Below are 16,610 nucleotides of genomic sequence, written 5' to 3'. Positions count from 1 at the left end.
GGCCCCAAGGTTCGGGGCTGCAACTAAGGACAGCTAAACATGTATCGCTACTCCGAGTTCGACACAGCATTTTTGGCAGAACGCAACGCGCAGTTCCGCGCTCAGGTCGAGCGTCGCATCGACGGCTCGCTGACCGAGGAAGAATTCAAACCCCTGCGCCTGATGAATGGCTTGTATCTGCAACTGCACGCATACATGCTGCGCGTCGCCATCCCGTATGGCACGCTGAACAGCGCGCAGATGCGTCAACTGGCACTGCTGGCCGAGAAGTGGGACAAAGGCTATGGCCATTTCACCACCCGTCAGAATATCCAGTACAACTGGCCGAAGCTGAAAGACGTGCCGGACATGCTGGACGCGCTGGCCGAGGTTGGCATGCACGCCATTCAGACCAGTGGCAACACCATCCGCAACGTGACCGCCGACCATTTCGCCGGTGCCGCCGCGGATGAGATCGCCGACCCGCGCCCCTATGCCGAACTGCTGCGCCAATGGTCCACCGACCACCCGGAATTCCAGTTCATGCCGCGCAAGTTCAAGATCGCCATCACCGGGTCCGAGAATGACCGCGCCGTGATCAAAGCGCATGACATCGGTCTGCAACTGGTCGAGCGTGACGGCGTTCTGGGTGCCCGCGTGATCGTCGGTGGCGGTCTGGGCCGCACCCCGATGATCGGCAAGGAACTGTCCGAGTTCGTCGCCTTTGACGACCTGCTGGCGTATCTTGAAGCCACTGTCTCCGTGTGGAACCAGATCGGCCGTCGCGACAACAAGTACAAGGCGCGCATCAAGATCACCGTGCACGAGAATGGCATCGACACCATCCGCGCCAAGGTCAATGAGCGTTTCCTGCAGGTCCGCCCCCAGTTCAAAGGCGCCGACATGAACCTGCTGGAAGAGATCAAGGGCCATTTCGCACCGCCTGCCTTCCGCGAGGCTTCGGTTGCGACCTTCGAAGGCGCCTATACCAACGATCCAGTCTTCCGGTCGTGGGTCGACACAAACATCGCGCCGCATAAGAACGCTGACCACGCGATTGTCACGATCTCGATCAAGAAGCACGGTCAGACGCCGGGCGATGCGACTACTGAGCAGATGCGCGTGATGGCCGATCTGGCCGAAGAGTTCGCCTATGACGAGCTACGCATCAGCCACGAGCAGAACGTGATCCTGCCGCATGTCCACAAATCGGACTTGCCCGCGATCCACGCGAAGCTGAAGGAGCACGAGCTGGCGACCGCAAATATCGGCCTGATCAGCGACATCATCGCCTGCCCCGGCATGGACTACTGCGCGCTGGCGACGGCGCGGTCGATCCCCGTGGCGCAGGAAATTGCGACCCGGTTCGAGGACCTGAAGCTTGAGCATGATATCGGCCACCTGAAGATCAAGATCTCGGGCTGCATCAACGCCTGTGGCCACCACCACGTGGGCCATATCGGCATTCTGGGCCTGGATCGCGCAGGCGTCGAGAACTACCAGATCACGCTGGGTGGCGATGCGACCGAGACGGCTGCTGTTGGCGACCGTACCGGCCCAGGTTTCGCCTATGACGAAATCGTGCCCGCCGTAGAACGCATCGTTGATACCTACCTGGAGCAACGCAAAAGCGCAGAGGAGACATTCCTGCAGACATACCGTCGGGTTGGCATGGCCCCGTTCAAGGCGGCCCTCTACCCCGAGGTGAAGGCAAATGCCGCTTGACCTGATCCAGACGGAACTGGGTCGTGATCGTCAGGAGTTGACCGAGCGGGTCAATGCACTCAACGACCGGTTCCGCCACCACAGCGCCCATGACGTCATGCACGGCGCACTGGATGAGATCCAAGAGCTTGCCTTGGTCTCCAGCTTCGGGGCGGAATCGGTGGTGTTGCTGCATATGGCTGCGGTGGTCGACAAGGCGACGCCTGTGCTGTTCGTGGACACCCAGATGCTGTTTACGGAAACGCTGGAATATCAGCAGGAGGTCAGCGAACGGCTGGGATTGAGAAACGTTCATATCATCCGGGCCGAGGAAGAAGAATTGCAGCGCGAAGACCCCTATGGCGCGCTGCGCCTGCGCGATGCGGATGCGTGCTGCAACCTGCGCAAGACCTTTCCGTTGCAGCGCGCATTGGCAGGCTATGACGGCTGGATTACCGGGCGCAAGCGGTTTCAGTCCGGGACGCGGGCCGCGCTTGAATTCTTCGAGGTCGAGGATGGCACCGGCCGGATCAAGGTCAACCCGCTGGCCCATTGGGCGCCCGAGGACGTGCGCACCTATATGGACGAAAACAACCTGCCCCGGCATCCGCTGGTGGCCAAAGGATACCCTTCGATCGGTTGTGCGCCCTGCACCTCGCCGGTCCAAGAGGGCGAAGACCCCCGCGCCGGGCGCTGGCGCGATCAGAACAAGGAAGAATGCGGCATCCATTTTGTCGATGGCAGAATGGTGCGCGCCGGAGAGAAAACATGAATGTAATCGTGACTGATGAGGGCTTTGCCCCCGACGACTGGACCGACGGCTATGTCACACTGGAAGACGCGGCAAACGATGTCGTATCGCTGGACGTGGGGTCGGACACCGACCCGGACGAGTTGTTTGAACGGCTGGGCGGCGCGCAAATGGTGCGCGTAGACTTTCCGTCTTTCGCGGATGGGCGCGGCTTTACCATCGCGCGCACTCTGCGCCTGAAGGGCTATACCGGCCGTCTGCGCGCTAAGGGGCACGTGCTGGCCGATCAATACGCTATGGCACGCCGCAGCGGATTTGATGAGGTCGAGATCGACCACAATCTTGCGGCGCGTCAGCCAGAGGACCAGTGGCTGGCCCGTTCAAACTGGCAGGACAACAATTATCAGGCCCGTCTGCGCGGGTAATCCCCGCCAAATACCGGCCAATGACAGGACGTGGGGGCAACTGCCCCCTTTTCCTGACCTGGATCAAAGATTAAACGGAGATGTCGGTTAAGCAGACCGATAGTGAAACGATGACAGAGATGAGACCCGTGACCGAAGCAACCGCCGTTAAGGCCCCCGTTTTGCCCGACGCCCAGACTGTGACCGAGGTCAAGCACTGGACCGACCGCCTGTTCTCGTTCAAGGTGTCGCGCCCGGCCTCGTTGCGGTTCCGCTCGGGTGAGTTCGTGATGATCGGCTTGCTGGGCGACAACGGCAAACCGCTGCTGCGCGCCTATTCCATCGCATCGCCGTCCTGGGATGAAGAGCTGGAATTTTACTCGATCAAAGTGCAGGACGGTCCCTTGACCTCGAAACTGCAGCATATCCAGCCTGGCGACCAGATCATCCTGCGGCCCAAGCCCGTCGGCACGCTGGTTCACGATGCGCTGCTGCCCGGCAAGCGTCTGTGGTTCTTTGCCACCGGCACCGGCTTTGCGCCGTTTGCGTCGCTGCTGCGCGAGCCGCAGACCTATGAGGATTATGACGAGGTCATCATCACCCATACCTGCCGCGAGGTGGCGGAGCTGGAATATGGCCGTCAGCTGATCGAGGACATCCGTCAGGATGAACTGCTGGCCGAACTGATTGGCGAAGGCTTTGCTGACAAGATCCGCTATTTCCCGACCACCACGCGGGAACAGAGCCCCAAGATGGGCCGCATCACCGAGCTGCTGAAAGACGGGACCGTCTTTGCCGATTTGGGCATTGAAGGTGGCATCAAGCCCGAAACCGACCGGGCGATGGTGTGCGGGTCGCTGGCCTTTAACCTGGACATCAAGGAAATCCTGGAAGAATTCGGCCTGCGCGAAGGCGCCAATTCCGAGCCCAAGGAATTTGTGATTGAAAAGGCCTTTGTCGGCTGATCGGATTGCGCGGGCAGCGGCAAAGACCGGGGCCCGCGCATAAACCCGCTGGAAATCCTGTGGATTTCAGCTTTTCGGCGCGGATCACGCTTGAAACAACCCGCGCGTCAGTCTAAATTCCGGGCTCGAAATTCTGCAATCATCAAAGGAATGAACCCATAGCCCGCAGACCTCACAACGCGCCGCCGCAACGCGATACCGGCCCGCGCGTCAATGATAAGATCCGTGCCCCCGAAATTCGCCTGATTGGCGCCGAAGGTGAAAACGTCGGGGTGGTTCATCCCGCAAAGGCCATGCAGATGGCCGCAGATGCCGGACTTGATCTGGTCGAGATTTCGCCCAACGCGAACCCGCCGGTCTGCAAGATCATGGACTTTGGCAAGTTCAAATATGAGCAGCAGAAGCGCGAAAGCGAAGCCCGCAAAAAACAAAAGATCATCGAGGTGAAAGAGGTCAAGTTCCGGCCCAACACCGACACCCATGACTATGACGTCAAAATGCGGAACGTGTTCAAGTTTCTTGAAAACGGCGACAAAGTCAAAGTCACCCTGCGTTTCCGTGGCCGCGAGATGGCACACCAGAACCTCGGGCGCGAGCTGCTGGAGCGTGTCGCCGAAGACGTCAAGGATTTGGGCAAGATTGAAAACATGCCCAAGATGGAAGGTCGTCAGATGATCATGATGATCGGTCCGCTGCCGCAGAAGTAAACCGACGCAAATAGCCGAAAGAAGGGCTCCGCCAATTGGCCGGAGCCCTTTTTTCAGATCACCGCATCAAAGGCGCGCTTTAGCTTGGTCACAAGTTCGTCGATTTGCCCGTCCTCGATGATAAAGGGCGGCGCCAGCAGGATGTGGTCACCGTTTTTCCCGTCCCGCGTGCCGGACATCGGATAGCAGATCAGCCCTTCGGCCAGAGCCGCCTTTTTGATCCGGCCTGCGACGCCTTTGGCCGGGTCAAACGGTGCCTTACTGTTCCGGTCGGCAACCAGTTCGATGCCGCGAAATAGCCCGCGCCCACGAATGTCACCGACATGCGGATGCTGACCAAACGCCGCCTGTAATGCCGAATGCAGTTGCGCACCCATTTGACCCGCGCGCGTCGGCAGATCGTTTTCCGTCAGTTCCCTTACGACGGCCAGTGCCGCAGCCGTGGCGACCGGATGGCCAATATAAGTATGGCCGTGCTGAAAAAACCCCGACCCGTCCCGGATCGCATCATAGATTTGAGCGGTACAGATCATGGCTCCGATCGGTTGATAACCGGCTCCTAACCCCTTGGCTATGCAAAGAATGTCCGGTGCCACGCCATCATGATCGCAGGCGAACAGATGCCCCGTGCGCCCCATGCCGCACATGACTTCATCCAGAATCAGCAATACTCCGTATTGATCGCAGATCTCGCGAATGCGTTTGAAATATCCTTCGACCGCTGGCACCGCACCCAATGTTGCACCCACGACAGGTTCGGCCATGAAGGCCATGACCGTTTCAGGACCCAAGAGCAGGATTTCGGCCTCAAGCTCGTTGGCCACCCGCTGCCCATAGTCGAAACTGCTCTCCTCATCCGCCTTTTCAGCATACTCATAGCAGGGTGAAATATGTGTCATCTCGATCAACATTGGCGCGAACTGCGCGCGTCGCCACACATTACCGCCCGCTGACAGAGCACCCAGCGTATTACCGTGGTAGCTCTGACGCCGCGCAATGACATGCCGGCGATCAGGTTGCCCAATCTCAAGATAGTATTGCCGCGCCAGCTTGATCGCGGCTTCGGTCGCCTCGGACCCGCCCGAGACGAAATACACCCGGTCCAGATCACCCGGCGCGTGCCGGATCAGCAGGTCCGCCAGTTCTTCGGCCGGCTCGGACGTCATGAAACCGGTATGCGCAAAGGCGATCTGCTGAACCTGATCCTGCACCGCCCGGATCACCGCCGGGTTGGAATGGCCCAGACAAGACACCGCGGCGTCACCGCAATCCAGATAGCGTCGTCCCTCGGCATCGATCAGGTAACAACCATCGCCGCCGGCGGCGACAGGCAGCTGAGATTTCGTATGGCGTGGAAAAACGTGACTCATTTGAATGCCCTTTCCAACTTGGTGACAAGCGCCGATACCGACGCCGCGTTATCTGCCCAGCGTGTTCCGTCTCGATCCGTCAGACTGTTCTCAAATCCGACCCGGACGTCGCCCCCGCGACGCGCGGCTTCCTCCAGACACGCATGTTCCTGCGCCCCGAAGGCGCACACCATCCAGGGGGACGCCTCAGTCGGAAACCGGTCAATATCGCCGGGCGTGGAAACCTGACCGTCGGTATACCGGCCCAGTACCAGCAGGCGATCCACCTGCCCGGCCTTCACAATCCCCGCCTTCTGCCATCGCGTCAAAAGCGCGGCGTCTTCCGCGTCGTACAGGATGTGTTGCACCCGGGTTCCCTGTTCGGCACACAGGTCAAAAATCCGGGCCGCCAGATCAGGCTCCCGCGCAACTTCGCGAACGGAAATGGACGCCCATTCCGGCTGAACCTGTCGCAAACATTCCAGTTGCGCAGGCACGTCAAAAACACCTGCCGCTTCTGTCGTAATCTGAACGTCCATGTTGGGAACAACCCGACGCAACTCGGTGATGGTTTCAATATACTGGCCTGCATCCAGCGAGTGTCGCCCGCGCGCATCGCGAATGTGCAGGTGAAGCCCATCAGCCCCTGCAGTGTGACAGGCCAGCGCGGTCTCCAGAATCTGATCCTTGGAAACCGGAAGCTCCGCATGATCCGCCGCCTCCCGCCTTGCGCCGTTCGGAGCCACCAGAACATAGGGAAACCGAGAGGGATCGTCTTGTGATCGCGTGTCTGACATCTGCTTTCCTCTGGATTGCTCACCCCATCTAATCTGGTGCATGTTGTTTTCTACTTGCTAATTTAAAAACATATGTTCTTTTTCCACCATGACAGTCACGCCAAACCAGCTGACCGATCGCTTGCGTCAGGATATCGCGCAGATGCCCGCAGGTCTTCAGGCGGCCGCAAAATACATCATCGACCATCCCGGGGATTTCGGTCTGGACCCGATCCGGGTTACAGCAGCGAAAATCGGCGTCAGCTCAAACGTACTGGTCCGTCTGGCGCAACGCATGGGCTTTGACGGGTTCGAGGCATTCCGCGACCCGTTCCGCAATGCTCTGGTCACCGACCGAGAAGCCGATCTTGATCAGGGCTGGCTGACCACACTGCAGACCGAAGACGATTTCGGCAAAAAGCAAGCCGGGTTTGTACAGAACGAACAAAACGTTGTGACCCGGTCTTTGCGTCTGATGAAACCTGAAAGCACCCGCAAAGCGGTTGACTACATCACATCCGCGCGCCGGTGCTTTGTAACCGCGACGCGCGCAAGCTACGCGCTGGCTTATTACTTCTCATACGCCGGGCGCATGGCGCATCCAGGTATCCAACTGATCCCCAGGCATGTCGGATCAGCCGCGGATGATCTGCTGGATGCTGACCGTCAGGATTGCCTGATCGCCATCACCGTGCACCCTTACTCCGCGGAAACGATCCAGTCGATGCGCTTTGCAAAACGCAAGGGTCTGCGCCTCATTCTGATCTCCGACAGCGACGTGATCGCGCCCGGTGTCGAACCGGACATTGCGTTTACGGTCAGCACCCGGGCACTGCACCAGTTTTCCTGCTACACAGGCGCGATGGCTGTACTGGAATGCCTGCTGGGTCATCTTTTTGACGCCGGCGGCACCGCGGCCCGCCAACGGATTGACGCGTATCAAAAGGCGCGCGAGGACACCGGCGCCTATTGGCAACCGGCCAAACCACCCAGACTTCGGCGAAAATAGACGGCCCCGGCGCTCGGCTGGGACCTACCAATCCTGTGCGGCCTACACGCAGGCTTCAACAGCGCGTTTGGTCATTACACCGACCAGATGCGCCCGGTATTCCTTACTGCCATGCAAATCGCCGATCATGTTTGCCGGATTGATGCCAAGACCCATCAGGGCATCCGCCCGAAACTCTTTGTTCAGCGCCTCCTCAGCTTCGGACCAACGGAACACTCCATCTTCGCTGGCCCCGGTCACCGCAACGCGCACGCCGTCGGAAAACCGCGCCAGATAGACACCGACCAGCGCAAATCGTGAGGCCGGCTGCAGGAACTTCTGATAGCTCGCCGCCTGCGGCACCGGAAACCGAACGCTGGTAATGATCTCGCCTTCGTCCAGGGCCGTGGTGAACATCCCCTCGAAGAACTCATCCGCCTCGATCCGGCGGCTGTTGGTGATGATCGTCGCACCGGACCCCAGCGCACCGGCCGGATAGCAGGCCGCCGGATCGTTATTTGCAAGCGAACCACCGATGGTGCCGCGGTTGCGCACAGCCGGGTCACCGATCTGACCGGCCAGCGCTGCAAGCGCCGGATAGTGCCCCGCAGCCTCGCGCGCCACCGCGGCATGGGTCGTCGCTCCACCTATCGCGACCGAGCCGTCATCCTCGATACAGACCCCCTGCATTTCGGCAATCCCGCTCAGCGACACCAGCGCCGAAGGGGCTGCCAACCGTTGCTTCAGCGTCGGGATCAGCGTCTGACCGCCCCCCAGCGCCTGCGCGTCCTCGGACCCAAGCGCGGCCACCGCGTCCGCAATGGTCGAGGGCTTCTCAAATTCGAAACTGTACATTTCGTCTTCCTTTCCGAAAGGCGCGGATCCGCCCTTCATCTGGCTATAAATACCTCGGGGGTCTGGGGGCAGAGCCCCCAGCCTCCCCAATCTCTCAGCTGTTCATCGCCGCCCAAACGCGCGACGGGCTCACCGGCATGTCGATGTGATCAACCGCCTTTCCGCCCGAGTTCAGCGCATCCAGCACCGCGTTGACCACCGCAGGCGGTGAGCCGATGGCTCCGGCCTCACCGCAGCCCTTCACGCCCAACGGATTGTGCGTGCACGGCGTCTGGCTGGAGTGATCGACACCATAGAACGGCACGTCATCCGCACGCGGCATCGCGTAGTCCATGAAGGACGCACTCAGCAACTGACCGTTCTCGTCATAAGTGCAGTTCTCCAGCAGCGCCTGACCGATGCCCTGACCGATGCCGCCATGTACCTGCCCGTCAACGATCATCGGATTGACGATATTACCGAAGTCGTCTGCGGCCGTGAAGGCTTCGATCGTGACCTGACCGGTATCCGGATCAACCTCGACCTCACAGGCATAGGCGCCCGCCGGAAACGTAAAGTTGGCCGGATCATAAAACGCGGTTTCCTCCAGCCCCGGCTCGACCTCCAGCGGGTAGTTATGCGGCACATAGGCCGTCAGGGTCACATCACCCCAGGCCACCGATTTGTCGGTACCGGCCACGCTGAACTGCCCGTCCTTCAACTCGATATCGGCCTCGGATGCTTCCAACAGGTGGGCGGCGATCTTCTTGGCCTTGTCGATCACCTTCTCGGTCGCCTTGACCATGGCCGAACCACAGACCGCCAACGAGCGCGAGCCATAGGTGCCCATGCCAAAGGGGATCTTTGAGGTATCACCATGCACGATCTCAACCATCGACTCGTCGATTCCGATCATGTCCGCGACAACCTGCGGGAAGGCGGTCTCATGCCCCTGCCCGTGGCTGTGCGCCCCAACCATGACGCTGATCGAGCCAGTGGCATTCACCCGCACGGTAGCTGCATCATACAGACCCGCTCGGGCGCCCAACATACCGACGATGTTCGACGGTGCGATGCCGCAGGCTTCGATATAGCAGTTGACGCCCAGCCCGCGCAGTTTGCCCTTGGCCTCGCTGTCCGCACGCCTTGCGGCAAAACCTGCCAGATCGGCGGCGGCCACCAGCTTGTCCATCGTGCCGTTGTAGTTGCCGGTGTCATAGGTCAGCGCCACCGGCGTGTCATAGGGGAACTGCGTGATGAAGTTTTGACGACGCAGCGCAATCGGATCGACCCCAAGCTCGCGCGCGGCTTTGTCCACGACCCGCTCCAACTGGAACGTCGCCTCGGGACGACCCGCGCCGCGATAGGCATCCACGGGCACCGTGTTGGTGAACATCGCCTTCACGTTCACCTGAATGACCGGCGTCTTGTAGTTGCCCGCCATCAGCGTCCCGTGCAGCCAGGTCGGAACCGAGCTGGAGAAGGTCGACAGATACGCGCCCAGATTGGCATAGGTGTTGGTGCGCAACCCGACAAAGTTGTTGTCGGCATCCAGCGCCAGTTCAATCGTGCTGACATGGTCGCGGCCATGGGCATCCGACATGAACGCCTCGGACCGGCTGGACGACCACTTAACCGGGCGGCCACAGGCCTTGGCAGCGAAGGTGCAGAACGCTTCTTCGGCATAATGGAAGATCTTGGTGCCGAATCCACCGCCAACATCCGGCGCGACCACGCGGACCTTGTGCTCGGGCAGGCCCAGCACAAAGGCGCACATCAGCAGCCGGATCACATGCGGGTTCTGCGAAGTTGTGTAGAGCGTATATTCCTCGGTCGCCCGGCTGTATTCGGCCACGGCCACGCGCGGCTCCATCGGGTTGGCAACCAGACGGTTGTTGACCAGATCCAGAGTGGTCACGTGAGCGGCATTCGCAAAGACTTCGTTGACCTTGGCGTCGTCGGCCTCACCCAGTTGCCAGTCATAGCAGATGTTGTTCTTCAGATCGTCATGGACCAGCGTCGCGCCATCCTGCGCGGCGGCCTTCATGTCGAGAACCGCAGGCAGTTCTTCGATGTCCAGATCAATCGCCTCGGCTGCGTCGCGCGCCTGTTCCAGACTGTCGGCCACCACGGCGGCAATGGGATCGCCCACATGGCGCACCTTGCCCTGCGCCAGGATCGGGTGCGGCGGCTCCTGCATCGGTGCGCCGTGCTTGTCGGTCACTTCCCAGCCGCAGGGCATGCCGCCCACGCCTTCAAAATCCTTGCCGGTGAAGACCTTGACCACGCCCGGCATGGCTTCGGCCGCCGAAGTGTCGATGGACTTGATCCGGCCATGTGCGATGTCGGACCGCAGAAAATGCACATAGGCCTGGCCATGTGCGTTGATGTCGTCGGTGTAATTGCCTGCTCCGGTCAGAAAGCGTACGTCCTCGCGCCGCTTGGAACTGGCTCCGATGCCACTGTCTTTGGGCATTGCTTGTTCTCCTCCCTGAAAAAGAATTTTCGTCGAAAATTCTTTATGGCCGCGTCACTCGGCAGCGATGTTGCTTACGTCCTGGCCGGATGCGGCCATGATCGCCTTGACGATGTTGTGATAGCCGGTGCACCGGCACAGGTTGCCTTCCAGATACTTGCGGATTTCACTTTCTGTCGGGCGCGGGTTCTCTTTGAGCAGCGCCGCGGCGCTCATCACCATGCCGGGGGTGCAGAACCCGCATTGCAAACCGTGATGATCCTGAAACGCCTGCTGAATGACGTTCAAAGAGCCATCTGCATTGGCCTGCCCCTCGATGGTGCCCACGTCGGCCCCGTCGGCCTCAAGCGCCAGCATGTTGCAGGATTTGACCGCCTCGCCATTCACATGCACGACGCACGCGCCACATTGCGCCGTGTCGCAGCCCACATGCGTACCGGTCAGCGAAAGGTGGTCGCGCAGAAAGCTGGACAGCAACGTCCGGCCTTCGACATCACCGCTCACGGACTTTCCGTTCACGGTCATTGAGACCTGTGTCATAAGTTCCTCCCATTTCGTGTTTTTGCTTGCCCCGAGTTAAACACGGGAATTTTCGTTTGAGAACAAAAATCTTTGCCAGCTTTTTCAGCCAGAGAATCGCCCATCTCTCATGAGCTAACCCGGTGTTTCAGGGAAACAAATTGCCGTTACGTCACTTTTTTGCGGGACGCGCGCGGTTGAGGTCGCGTGGGTATTTCCTTGAGCAACCCGCCAACCCCCATTCCGGCGATATCACCTGCCGAAGTCGCGATCCCGCAGGCGACACGGGACAGCACCCAGTCCGCGCCGTTCAGGGCCGGCGACCGCGCGCATCCGGGCAAGCCGATCACCGGGCGGTCCCCGAGGGACCCGAGAAACAACAGGTTGCCGGGGTCGACGGGCATACCAAACCGATCTACATGCCCCCCTGCGGCGCGCACCGCCTCGGGGGCGACGTCCGACACATCCGAGGTCGCGGACCCGGTCAGGATCATGACCAAATCGCCCTGCGTTTCCTTCATCGCCGCAGCCAGAGCGTCGGTTTTGTGGGGCACAATTCGCACATCGCCCAGTTCCATGCCCAGGGCCTCGACCCGGCCCTGTATCGCGGCGATACCCTTTTCGTTCGGCGGACCACCGGGAATATCAGTCACGACCAGCCCTGCCCTGCGATAGACCGGGCGGGCCAATTGTATGGATGACTGCGCCAGCCGGGATGCCTCGTCAACGTCAGCGCGCGGCACCGCGTATGAGATGACCTTGATCGTTGCGACCATCCCGCCTGCGCCCATCTGCTGATACTGCGGAACGGTTGCGACAGTGATCATCGGGTTGACCAGATTGAACGCCTCAAGCGCATCGACATCCAGCACGGCAACGCCCGGCCCGTCGGCAAGCAGGTTCACGCGCCCGGTAAATGGCTGCGTGACCCGCAGGGCTGCGACCTCGGGATCAGGTGCCAATGCCGCTGCCAGCAGACGGGCGGCCTCGTCCTCGTGACAATCGTCCGGATCAATCCGGGCCACCGTTATACTGCCGAAGCCGGCGGCAACAAGTTGCGCCTGATGTTCGGCTGTCAGCCGGACCCCTTTGCGCAGCTTGGAACCGCCCACCTGAACGGAATGGGCCAGAACGGTGCCGACGACATCCGCGACGGGAACCGGGCCGAATTTCACGCTTTGCCCCGCAAGACGGCCGTCATTTGCGCCAGAACAGCCACTGCGATTTCCGACGGGTCTGCTGCGCCGATATCCAATCCGATCGGACCGTGAATTCGGTCGATTTGCGCCTGAGCAAACCCGGCTTCTTGCATGCGGGCCACCCGTTTGGCATGGGTTCGCTTGGACCCTAACGCGCCGATATAAAACACGCCGGCCTGCAATGCGGCCTCCAGCGCCGGGTCGTCCAGCTTGGGGTCATGGGTGAGTAATACCACCGCCGTGCGCGTGTCCATTCCCAGCTTGGCTATGGCCTCATCCGGCCAGTCCGTCAGGATCGTCTCACCGGGAAAGCGCGCGTTCGAGGCGAAGGCTTCGCGCGGGTCGATGATGGCCGGATCGTAACCGGCGATCCGCGCCATCGGCACAAGCGCCTGTGCAATGTGAACCGCGCCGACCACGATCAGCCTCAGCGGTGGATTGTGAACCGCGACAAATGTCTGACCGTCTTCTTCGAACCCGGACCGATCCATGCGCAACCGGTCGGGATATGCGTTCCGGCGCAATGCTCTGCGCCCGGTTTCGATATTCACCTCATAAGCCACCGGTTCGCGGCGGGACCGGGCATCCACTAGATCCTTAAGCAGGTCTTCCGACAGGACCTTTCCCACAGGTTCGACCAGAACGCGGATCGTCCCGCCGCACGCCAGGCCGACGGCAAAGGCGTCCTCGTCACTGACGCCAAATTCCAATAGCCGAGCTTCGCCCTCGTCGATGGCCTCCAGTGCCTCGACCACAACCGCGCCTTCGACACACCCGCCCGAGACGGACCCCTCGATGCGACCGTCCCCTGCGATCACCAGTTGCGCCCCGACCCGGCGCGGCGCGCTGCCCCAGGTCTCGACGACCGTGGCCAGTGCCGTTGGCTGGCCGTCGCGAAACCATTCCAGGGCGGTCTCGGGGCTGTTGTCGAATCTGTCCATTGCACCCTCCCGGCGTGTTCTGATCCAACATAGGGAGGTTTGGCGCGATGAAAAGGAAGGCGTGCCCTCAAGTGGTTAGTACGACGGGCAAACGAACATGGATCGGCACAAACCAGCCCGGTTTCCTGTGCTTGGTGAAAGGGATTGATTGACCGAATTCCAAATCCTAGCCTGCAGGCGCGCGTAGGTATTCCTGTATGCGCATATTATATTTCACAACGGAGACAGAGAGTTGAAACGCATTTTTACACTCGGAATGGCAATTGGCCTGCTGACCTCGACCGGCGTGGCCGCAGATACGTTCCTGCGTTATGGCGAAGTTGAAGGCTGGAAGGTTTTCATCGACCAGGACAAGAAATCCTGTCTGATCGAGGCGGTCGATGATTCAGAAAACGTCGTGCAGATGGGGCTGACCGAAGACCGCGGCGTCGGGTATGTCGGTGTTTTCACTAAGGCGAAGACCGACATCAAACGCGGTGAGAAAGAGGGTGTGGCGATCCTGCTGGGCGACAACATCTATGTCGGCGAAGCCACGGGCATGAAAGGCAACATCACCAAGGGGTATTCCGGTGGGTATGTCCTGTCTGATGATCCGCAATTTGCGGATGACATTGCCAAGCAGAAAGTCATGGTCGTGTTCCCGGAAAAGGAATTCGCATTCACCGTTGATCTGACCGGCACTTTCAAGGCCATGGAAATGGCGCGCAAGTGCAACCAAGAACAGCTGAGCTGATATTCAGCCCGAAAGCGCGGTCATCAACCGCGCTTTCTCTCCCATGTCGTCAGGTTTCGAGATGACGGCGGCCAGGTCTTCCAGTGACGCAATCGAATGACCCGCGCGGAAACTGTCGACATGCGGCAGCATGGCTGCCACACCCTGAGCACGCGGCGCAAACCCATCCCAGCGCAACAGCGGATTGAGCCAGATGAGGCGGCGCGCCGACAAATGCAGACGCTCCATCTCTTTCGCCAGCGCATCGGGTTCGCCGCGATCCAGCCCGTCCGAGATCAAAAGCACCACCGCGCCCTGCCCCATTACCCGCCGCGACCAGTCGCGGTTGAACGCGTGCAAACAGTCGCCGATCCGTGTGCCGCCTTCCCAATCCTGCGCCTCGGCCCCGGCGGCGGCCAGCGCTGCATCGACGTCACGTTGTTGCAGGTGGCGGGTGATATTGGTCAGACGCGTGCCGAAGGTGAATGCGTGGACCCGCGCCCAACCTGCGCCTTTGGCGTTGGAAACCGAATGCAGGAAATGCAGGATGATCCGGCTGTACTGGCTCATCGAGCCCGAAATATCGCAAAGCACCACAAGGTTGGGCCAGCGGGGCCTTGGCTTCAGGCGCGCGATATTGCGCAACTCTCCGCCCTGCCGCATTGCCGCGCGCAAGGTTCGGGCGCGGTCGATCCGATGCCCCAGATGGCTGGCCTGACCACGCCGGGATTCGATAGGTTTGACCGGAAGGGTCAGCCGCGCCAGCATACGTTTGGCCTGAGCGATCTCGGCCGTGCTCATCTGTTCGAAGTCCAGATTGCGCAGACGTTCCTCGGAGGACGCGGTTTGAGAGGCGTCTATCTCCAGCTCGGTCTCTTCTTCCTGCTCGTCCGCCTCGGGCAGATCGCGCTCCATCCCGTCCAACAACGCCTCAGCCGCGCGTTTTTCGGCAGGGTCGGCCTTGCGTTCTTCTTGCACGCCACGAATGGCGGGCAGCATCATGGCCATCATGTGTTCCATGTAACGCGGATCGCGCCAGTACATGCGGAAGACCTGCGCGAACACTGTGCGATGTTCGGGGCGGTTCACGAAACAGGCGTGCAGCGTCCAGTAGAAATCCCGCTTTTCGGTGAACCCGGCGGCCTGCACAGCCCGGATGGCATCAACGACCCGTCCCGTCCCAATGGGCAACCCTGCTTTGCGCAAGGCACGTGCGAAATGCGTGATGTTCTGCGCCAGTTTCGGGTCATTCGGGATATCGAGTGTGAGGTGTTCTGCCATTACCTTTCACGGGGGCTCTGCCCCCATACCCCCGACGTATTCTTGAACAGAAGAAGCATCAGGCAGGCTCCAACGTCGCCTTTGCCTCATCCAGAATCCGCTTTGCTTCGGACCCCTGCAATTTCTGGATATCATCCTGATATTTCAGGATCGCGCCCAGCGTGTCGCCAATCACCTCGGGGCTGAGGTTGATCACGTCCAGCGCCAGCAGGCACTTGGCCCAGTCTATGGTCTCGGCCACGCCGGGTTTCTTGAACAGATCCTCGGTGCGCAGGTGCTGGACGAAGGCAACCACCTCACGGCTGAGCGCCTCGGCGGCCTCGGGCGCGCGGGCGTGCAGAATTTCGATCTCGCGTTCGAAATCGGGATAATCGACCCAATGATACAGACAGCGGCGCTTCAGCGCATCGTGCACTTCGCGCGTGCGGTTCGAGGTGACGATCACGATGGGCGGTTGCGGGGCTTTCACGGTGCCCAGTTCAGGGATTGTGACCTGAAAATCGCTGAGCGCCTCCAGCAGGAACGCCTCAAACGGCTCATCGGTGCGGTCCAGTTCATCAATCAGCAGAACGGGCGCGCCGTTTTCGTCCGGGCGCATCGCCTGCAGCAAGGGGCGCTCGATCAGATAGTCGTCCGAGAATAGTTCAGATTGCAGTGCGCCCCGATCGGCGCCACCCGCGGCCTCCGCCGTACGGATGGCCACCATCTGCGCCGGAAAATTCCATTCATATACCGCCGAAGACGCGTCCAGCCCTTCGTAACATTGCAACCGGATCAGCCGTCGGTTCAGCCCGGCTGCCAGCGCCTTGGCGATCTCGGTTTTGCCAACACCGGCCTCACCTTCCAGAAACAGCGGACGGCCCAGTTTCAGCGACAGGAACACGACCGTGGCCAGCGCCCGCCCGCAGACATAGCCCTGCGAACCCAGTATGGTTTGAACGGCGTCGATGGAATCCGGTTGTGTCATCTGCAAGTCTCTCCCTCGGCACAACAGGTCATGGCAGCACGCGCGCGTCAAGACCGTG

At 60.6% G+C, this 16,610-nt stretch carries 16 protein-coding genes; 7 read left to right on the top strand and 9 right to left on the bottom strand.

The window, feature by feature from the left end:
- The first annotated feature begins 39 nt into the window (after positions 1 to 39).
- The 5 genes from ACR0D8_RS05225 (at position 40) to infC (ending at position 4,510) form a co-directional block, all read left to right on the top strand.
- Positions 40 to 1,704, top strand: coding sequence for a nitrite/sulfite reductase (locus ACR0D8_RS05225; protein ID WP_480645048.1), 1,665 nt, complete (start codon positions 40 to 42; stop codon positions 1,702 to 1,704).
- Positions 1,694 to 2,455 carry a phosphoadenylyl-sulfate reductase gene (locus tag ACR0D8_RS05220; RefSeq protein ID WP_480645046.1) on the top strand — a complete coding sequence of 254 codons (762 nt, stop codon included), beginning with the start codon at positions 1,694 to 1,696 and terminating at the stop codon, positions 2,453 to 2,455. The genes ACR0D8_RS05225 and ACR0D8_RS05220 overlap by 11 nt, the downstream gene beginning before the upstream one ends.
- Positions 2,452 to 2,859 (top strand): DUF934 domain-containing protein, encoded by a 408-nt coding sequence (locus ACR0D8_RS05215; protein WP_475160357.1) that lies wholly within the window; start codon positions 2,452 to 2,454, stop codon positions 2,857 to 2,859. The genes ACR0D8_RS05220 and ACR0D8_RS05215 overlap by 4 nt, the downstream gene beginning before the upstream one ends.
- A 110-nt stretch (positions 2,860 to 2,969) precedes the next feature.
- Positions 2,970 to 3,803 (top strand): ferredoxin--NADP reductase, encoded by an 834-nt coding sequence (locus tag ACR0D8_RS05210; protein ID WP_480645044.1) that lies wholly within the window; start codon positions 2,970 to 2,972, stop codon positions 3,801 to 3,803.
- Positions 3,804 to 3,919: 116 nt separating this feature from the next.
- Complete coding sequence (infC, locus tag ACR0D8_RS05205) at positions 3,920 to 4,510, top strand: translation initiation factor IF-3 (RefSeq protein WP_480646359.1); 591 nt, start codon at positions 3,920 to 3,922, stop codon at positions 4,508 to 4,510.
- A gap of 53 nt (positions 4,511 to 4,563) precedes the next feature.
- On the opposite strand, the gene ACR0D8_RS05200 is transcribed toward infC, so the two are convergent.
- Both ACR0D8_RS05200 and ACR0D8_RS05195 read right to left on the bottom strand, forming a co-directional pair.
- On the bottom strand, positions 4,564 to 5,880 hold the full coding sequence (locus ACR0D8_RS05200; RefSeq protein ID WP_480645042.1) for an aspartate aminotransferase family protein: 1,317 nt from the start codon (positions 5,878 to 5,880) through the stop codon (positions 4,564 to 4,566).
- Positions 5,877 to 6,656, bottom strand: a complete 780-nt coding sequence (locus ACR0D8_RS05195; RefSeq protein WP_480645040.1) for a beta-keto acid cleavage family enzyme — start codon at positions 6,654 to 6,656, stop codon at positions 5,877 to 5,879. The genes ACR0D8_RS05200 and ACR0D8_RS05195 overlap by 4 nt, the downstream gene beginning before the upstream one ends.
- Positions 6,657 to 6,744: 88 nt before the next feature.
- Here ACR0D8_RS05195 and ACR0D8_RS05190 point away from each other — a divergent pair, with 88 nt between their 5' ends.
- On the top strand, positions 6,745 to 7,644 hold the full coding sequence (locus ACR0D8_RS05190) for a MurR/RpiR family transcriptional regulator (protein ID WP_480645039.1): 900 nt from the start codon (positions 6,745 to 6,747) through the stop codon (positions 7,642 to 7,644).
- Between the two features lie 42 nt (positions 7,645 to 7,686).
- Here ACR0D8_RS05190 and ACR0D8_RS05185 read toward each other — a convergent pair whose 3' ends face one another.
- From ACR0D8_RS05185 to ACR0D8_RS05165, 5 genes are all read right to left on the bottom strand, one after another.
- The gene (locus tag ACR0D8_RS05185) at positions 7,687 to 8,478 is read right to left on the bottom strand and encodes an FAD binding domain-containing protein (protein ID WP_480645038.1); all 792 of its coding nucleotides are present in this window, start codon (positions 8,476 to 8,478) and stop codon (positions 7,687 to 7,689) included.
- 94 nt (positions 8,479 to 8,572) lie between these two features.
- Positions 8,573 to 10,933 carry a xanthine dehydrogenase family protein molybdopterin-binding subunit gene (locus ACR0D8_RS05180; protein ID WP_480645037.1) on the bottom strand — a complete coding sequence of 787 codons (2,361 nt, stop codon included), beginning with the start codon at positions 10,931 to 10,933 and terminating at the stop codon, positions 8,573 to 8,575.
- 54 nt (positions 10,934 to 10,987) lie between these two features.
- On the bottom strand, positions 10,988 to 11,473 hold the full coding sequence (locus ACR0D8_RS05175; protein WP_480645036.1) for a (2Fe-2S)-binding protein: 486 nt from the start codon (positions 11,471 to 11,473) through the stop codon (positions 10,988 to 10,990).
- Between the two features lie 146 nt (positions 11,474 to 11,619).
- Entirely contained in the window at positions 11,620 to 12,627 is a 1,008-nt protein-coding gene (locus ACR0D8_RS05170) for a molybdopterin-binding protein (protein WP_480645034.1), read from the bottom strand.
- The gene (locus ACR0D8_RS05165) at positions 12,624 to 13,592 is read right to left on the bottom strand and encodes an XdhC family protein (RefSeq protein WP_480645033.1); all 969 of its coding nucleotides are present in this window, start codon (positions 13,590 to 13,592) and stop codon (positions 12,624 to 12,626) included. The genes ACR0D8_RS05170 and ACR0D8_RS05165 overlap by 4 nt, the downstream gene beginning before the upstream one ends.
- A gap of 232 nt (positions 13,593 to 13,824) precedes the next feature.
- On the opposite strand from ACR0D8_RS05165, the gene ACR0D8_RS05160 reads away from it, so the two are divergent.
- The gene (locus tag ACR0D8_RS05160) at positions 13,825 to 14,325 is read left to right on the top strand and encodes a hypothetical protein (RefSeq protein ID WP_480645031.1); all 501 of its coding nucleotides are present in this window, start codon (positions 13,825 to 13,827) and stop codon (positions 14,323 to 14,325) included.
- 3 nt (positions 14,326 to 14,328) lie between these two features.
- On the opposite strand, the gene ACR0D8_RS05155 is transcribed toward ACR0D8_RS05160, so the two are convergent.
- Both ACR0D8_RS05155 and ACR0D8_RS05150 read right to left on the bottom strand, forming a co-directional pair.
- On the bottom strand, positions 14,329 to 15,585 hold the full coding sequence (locus ACR0D8_RS05155; protein ID WP_480645029.1) for a vWA domain-containing protein: 1,257 nt from the start codon (positions 15,583 to 15,585) through the stop codon (positions 14,329 to 14,331).
- 58 nt (positions 15,586 to 15,643) lie between these two features.
- A complete protein-coding gene (locus ACR0D8_RS05150) occupies positions 15,644 to 16,552 on the bottom strand; it encodes an AAA family ATPase (RefSeq protein WP_480645028.1) in 909 nt (302 codons plus the stop codon).
- Positions 16,553 to 16,610 lie beyond the last annotated feature (58 nt).

The organism is Ruegeria sp. BG10, from assembly GCF_056538575.1.
The sequence above is the reverse complement of the archived record's forward strand: the minus strand, read 5'-3'. Positions and strand labels throughout refer to the sequence as shown.

What these genes read in the sequence shown, in the direction of transcription:
- ACR0D8_RS05225 (WP_480645048.1), top strand. Translation starts at nt 40, where the DNA reads ATGTATCGCTACTCCGAGTTCGACACAGCATTTTTGGCAGAACGCAAC.
- ACR0D8_RS05220 (WP_480645046.1), top strand. Translation starts at nt 1,694, where the DNA reads ATGCCGCTTGACCTGATCCAGACGGAACTGGGTCGTGATCGTCAGGAG.
- ACR0D8_RS05215 (WP_475160357.1), top strand. Translation starts at nt 2,452, where the DNA reads ATGAATGTAATCGTGACTGATGAGGGCTTTGCCCCCGACGACTGGACC.
- ACR0D8_RS05210 (WP_480645044.1), top strand. Translation starts at nt 2,970, where the DNA reads ATGACAGAGATGAGACCCGTGACCGAAGCAACCGCCGTTAAGGCCCCC.
- ACR0D8_RS05200 (WP_480645042.1), bottom strand. Translation starts at nt 5,880, where the DNA reads ATGAGTCACGTTTTTCCACGCCATACGAAATCTCAGCTGCCTGTCGCC.
- ACR0D8_RS05195 (WP_480645040.1), bottom strand. Translation starts at nt 6,656, where the DNA reads ATGTCAGACACGCGATCACAAGACGATCCCTCTCGGTTTCCCTATGTT.
- ACR0D8_RS05190 (WP_480645039.1), top strand. Translation starts at nt 6,745, where the DNA reads ATGACAGTCACGCCAAACCAGCTGACCGATCGCTTGCGTCAGGATATC.
- ACR0D8_RS05185 (WP_480645038.1), bottom strand. Translation starts at nt 8,478, where the DNA reads ATGTACAGTTTCGAATTTGAGAAGCCCTCGACCATTGCGGACGCGGTG.
- ACR0D8_RS05180 (WP_480645037.1), bottom strand. Translation starts at nt 10,933, where the DNA reads ATGCCCAAAGACAGTGGCATCGGAGCCAGTTCCAAGCGGCGCGAGGAC.
- ACR0D8_RS05175 (WP_480645036.1), bottom strand. Translation starts at nt 11,473, where the DNA reads ATGACACAGGTCTCAATGACCGTGAACGGAAAGTCCGTGAGCGGTGAT.
- ACR0D8_RS05165 (WP_480645033.1), bottom strand. Translation starts at nt 13,592, where the DNA reads ATGGACAGATTCGACAACAGCCCCGAGACCGCCCTGGAATGGTTTCGC.
- ACR0D8_RS05155 (WP_480645029.1), bottom strand. Translation starts at nt 15,585, where the DNA reads ATGGCAGAACACCTCACACTCGATATCCCGAATGACCCGAAACTGGCG.
- ACR0D8_RS05150 (WP_480645028.1), bottom strand. Translation starts at nt 16,552, where the DNA reads ATGACACAACCGGATTCCATCGACGCCGTTCAAACCATACTGGGTTCG.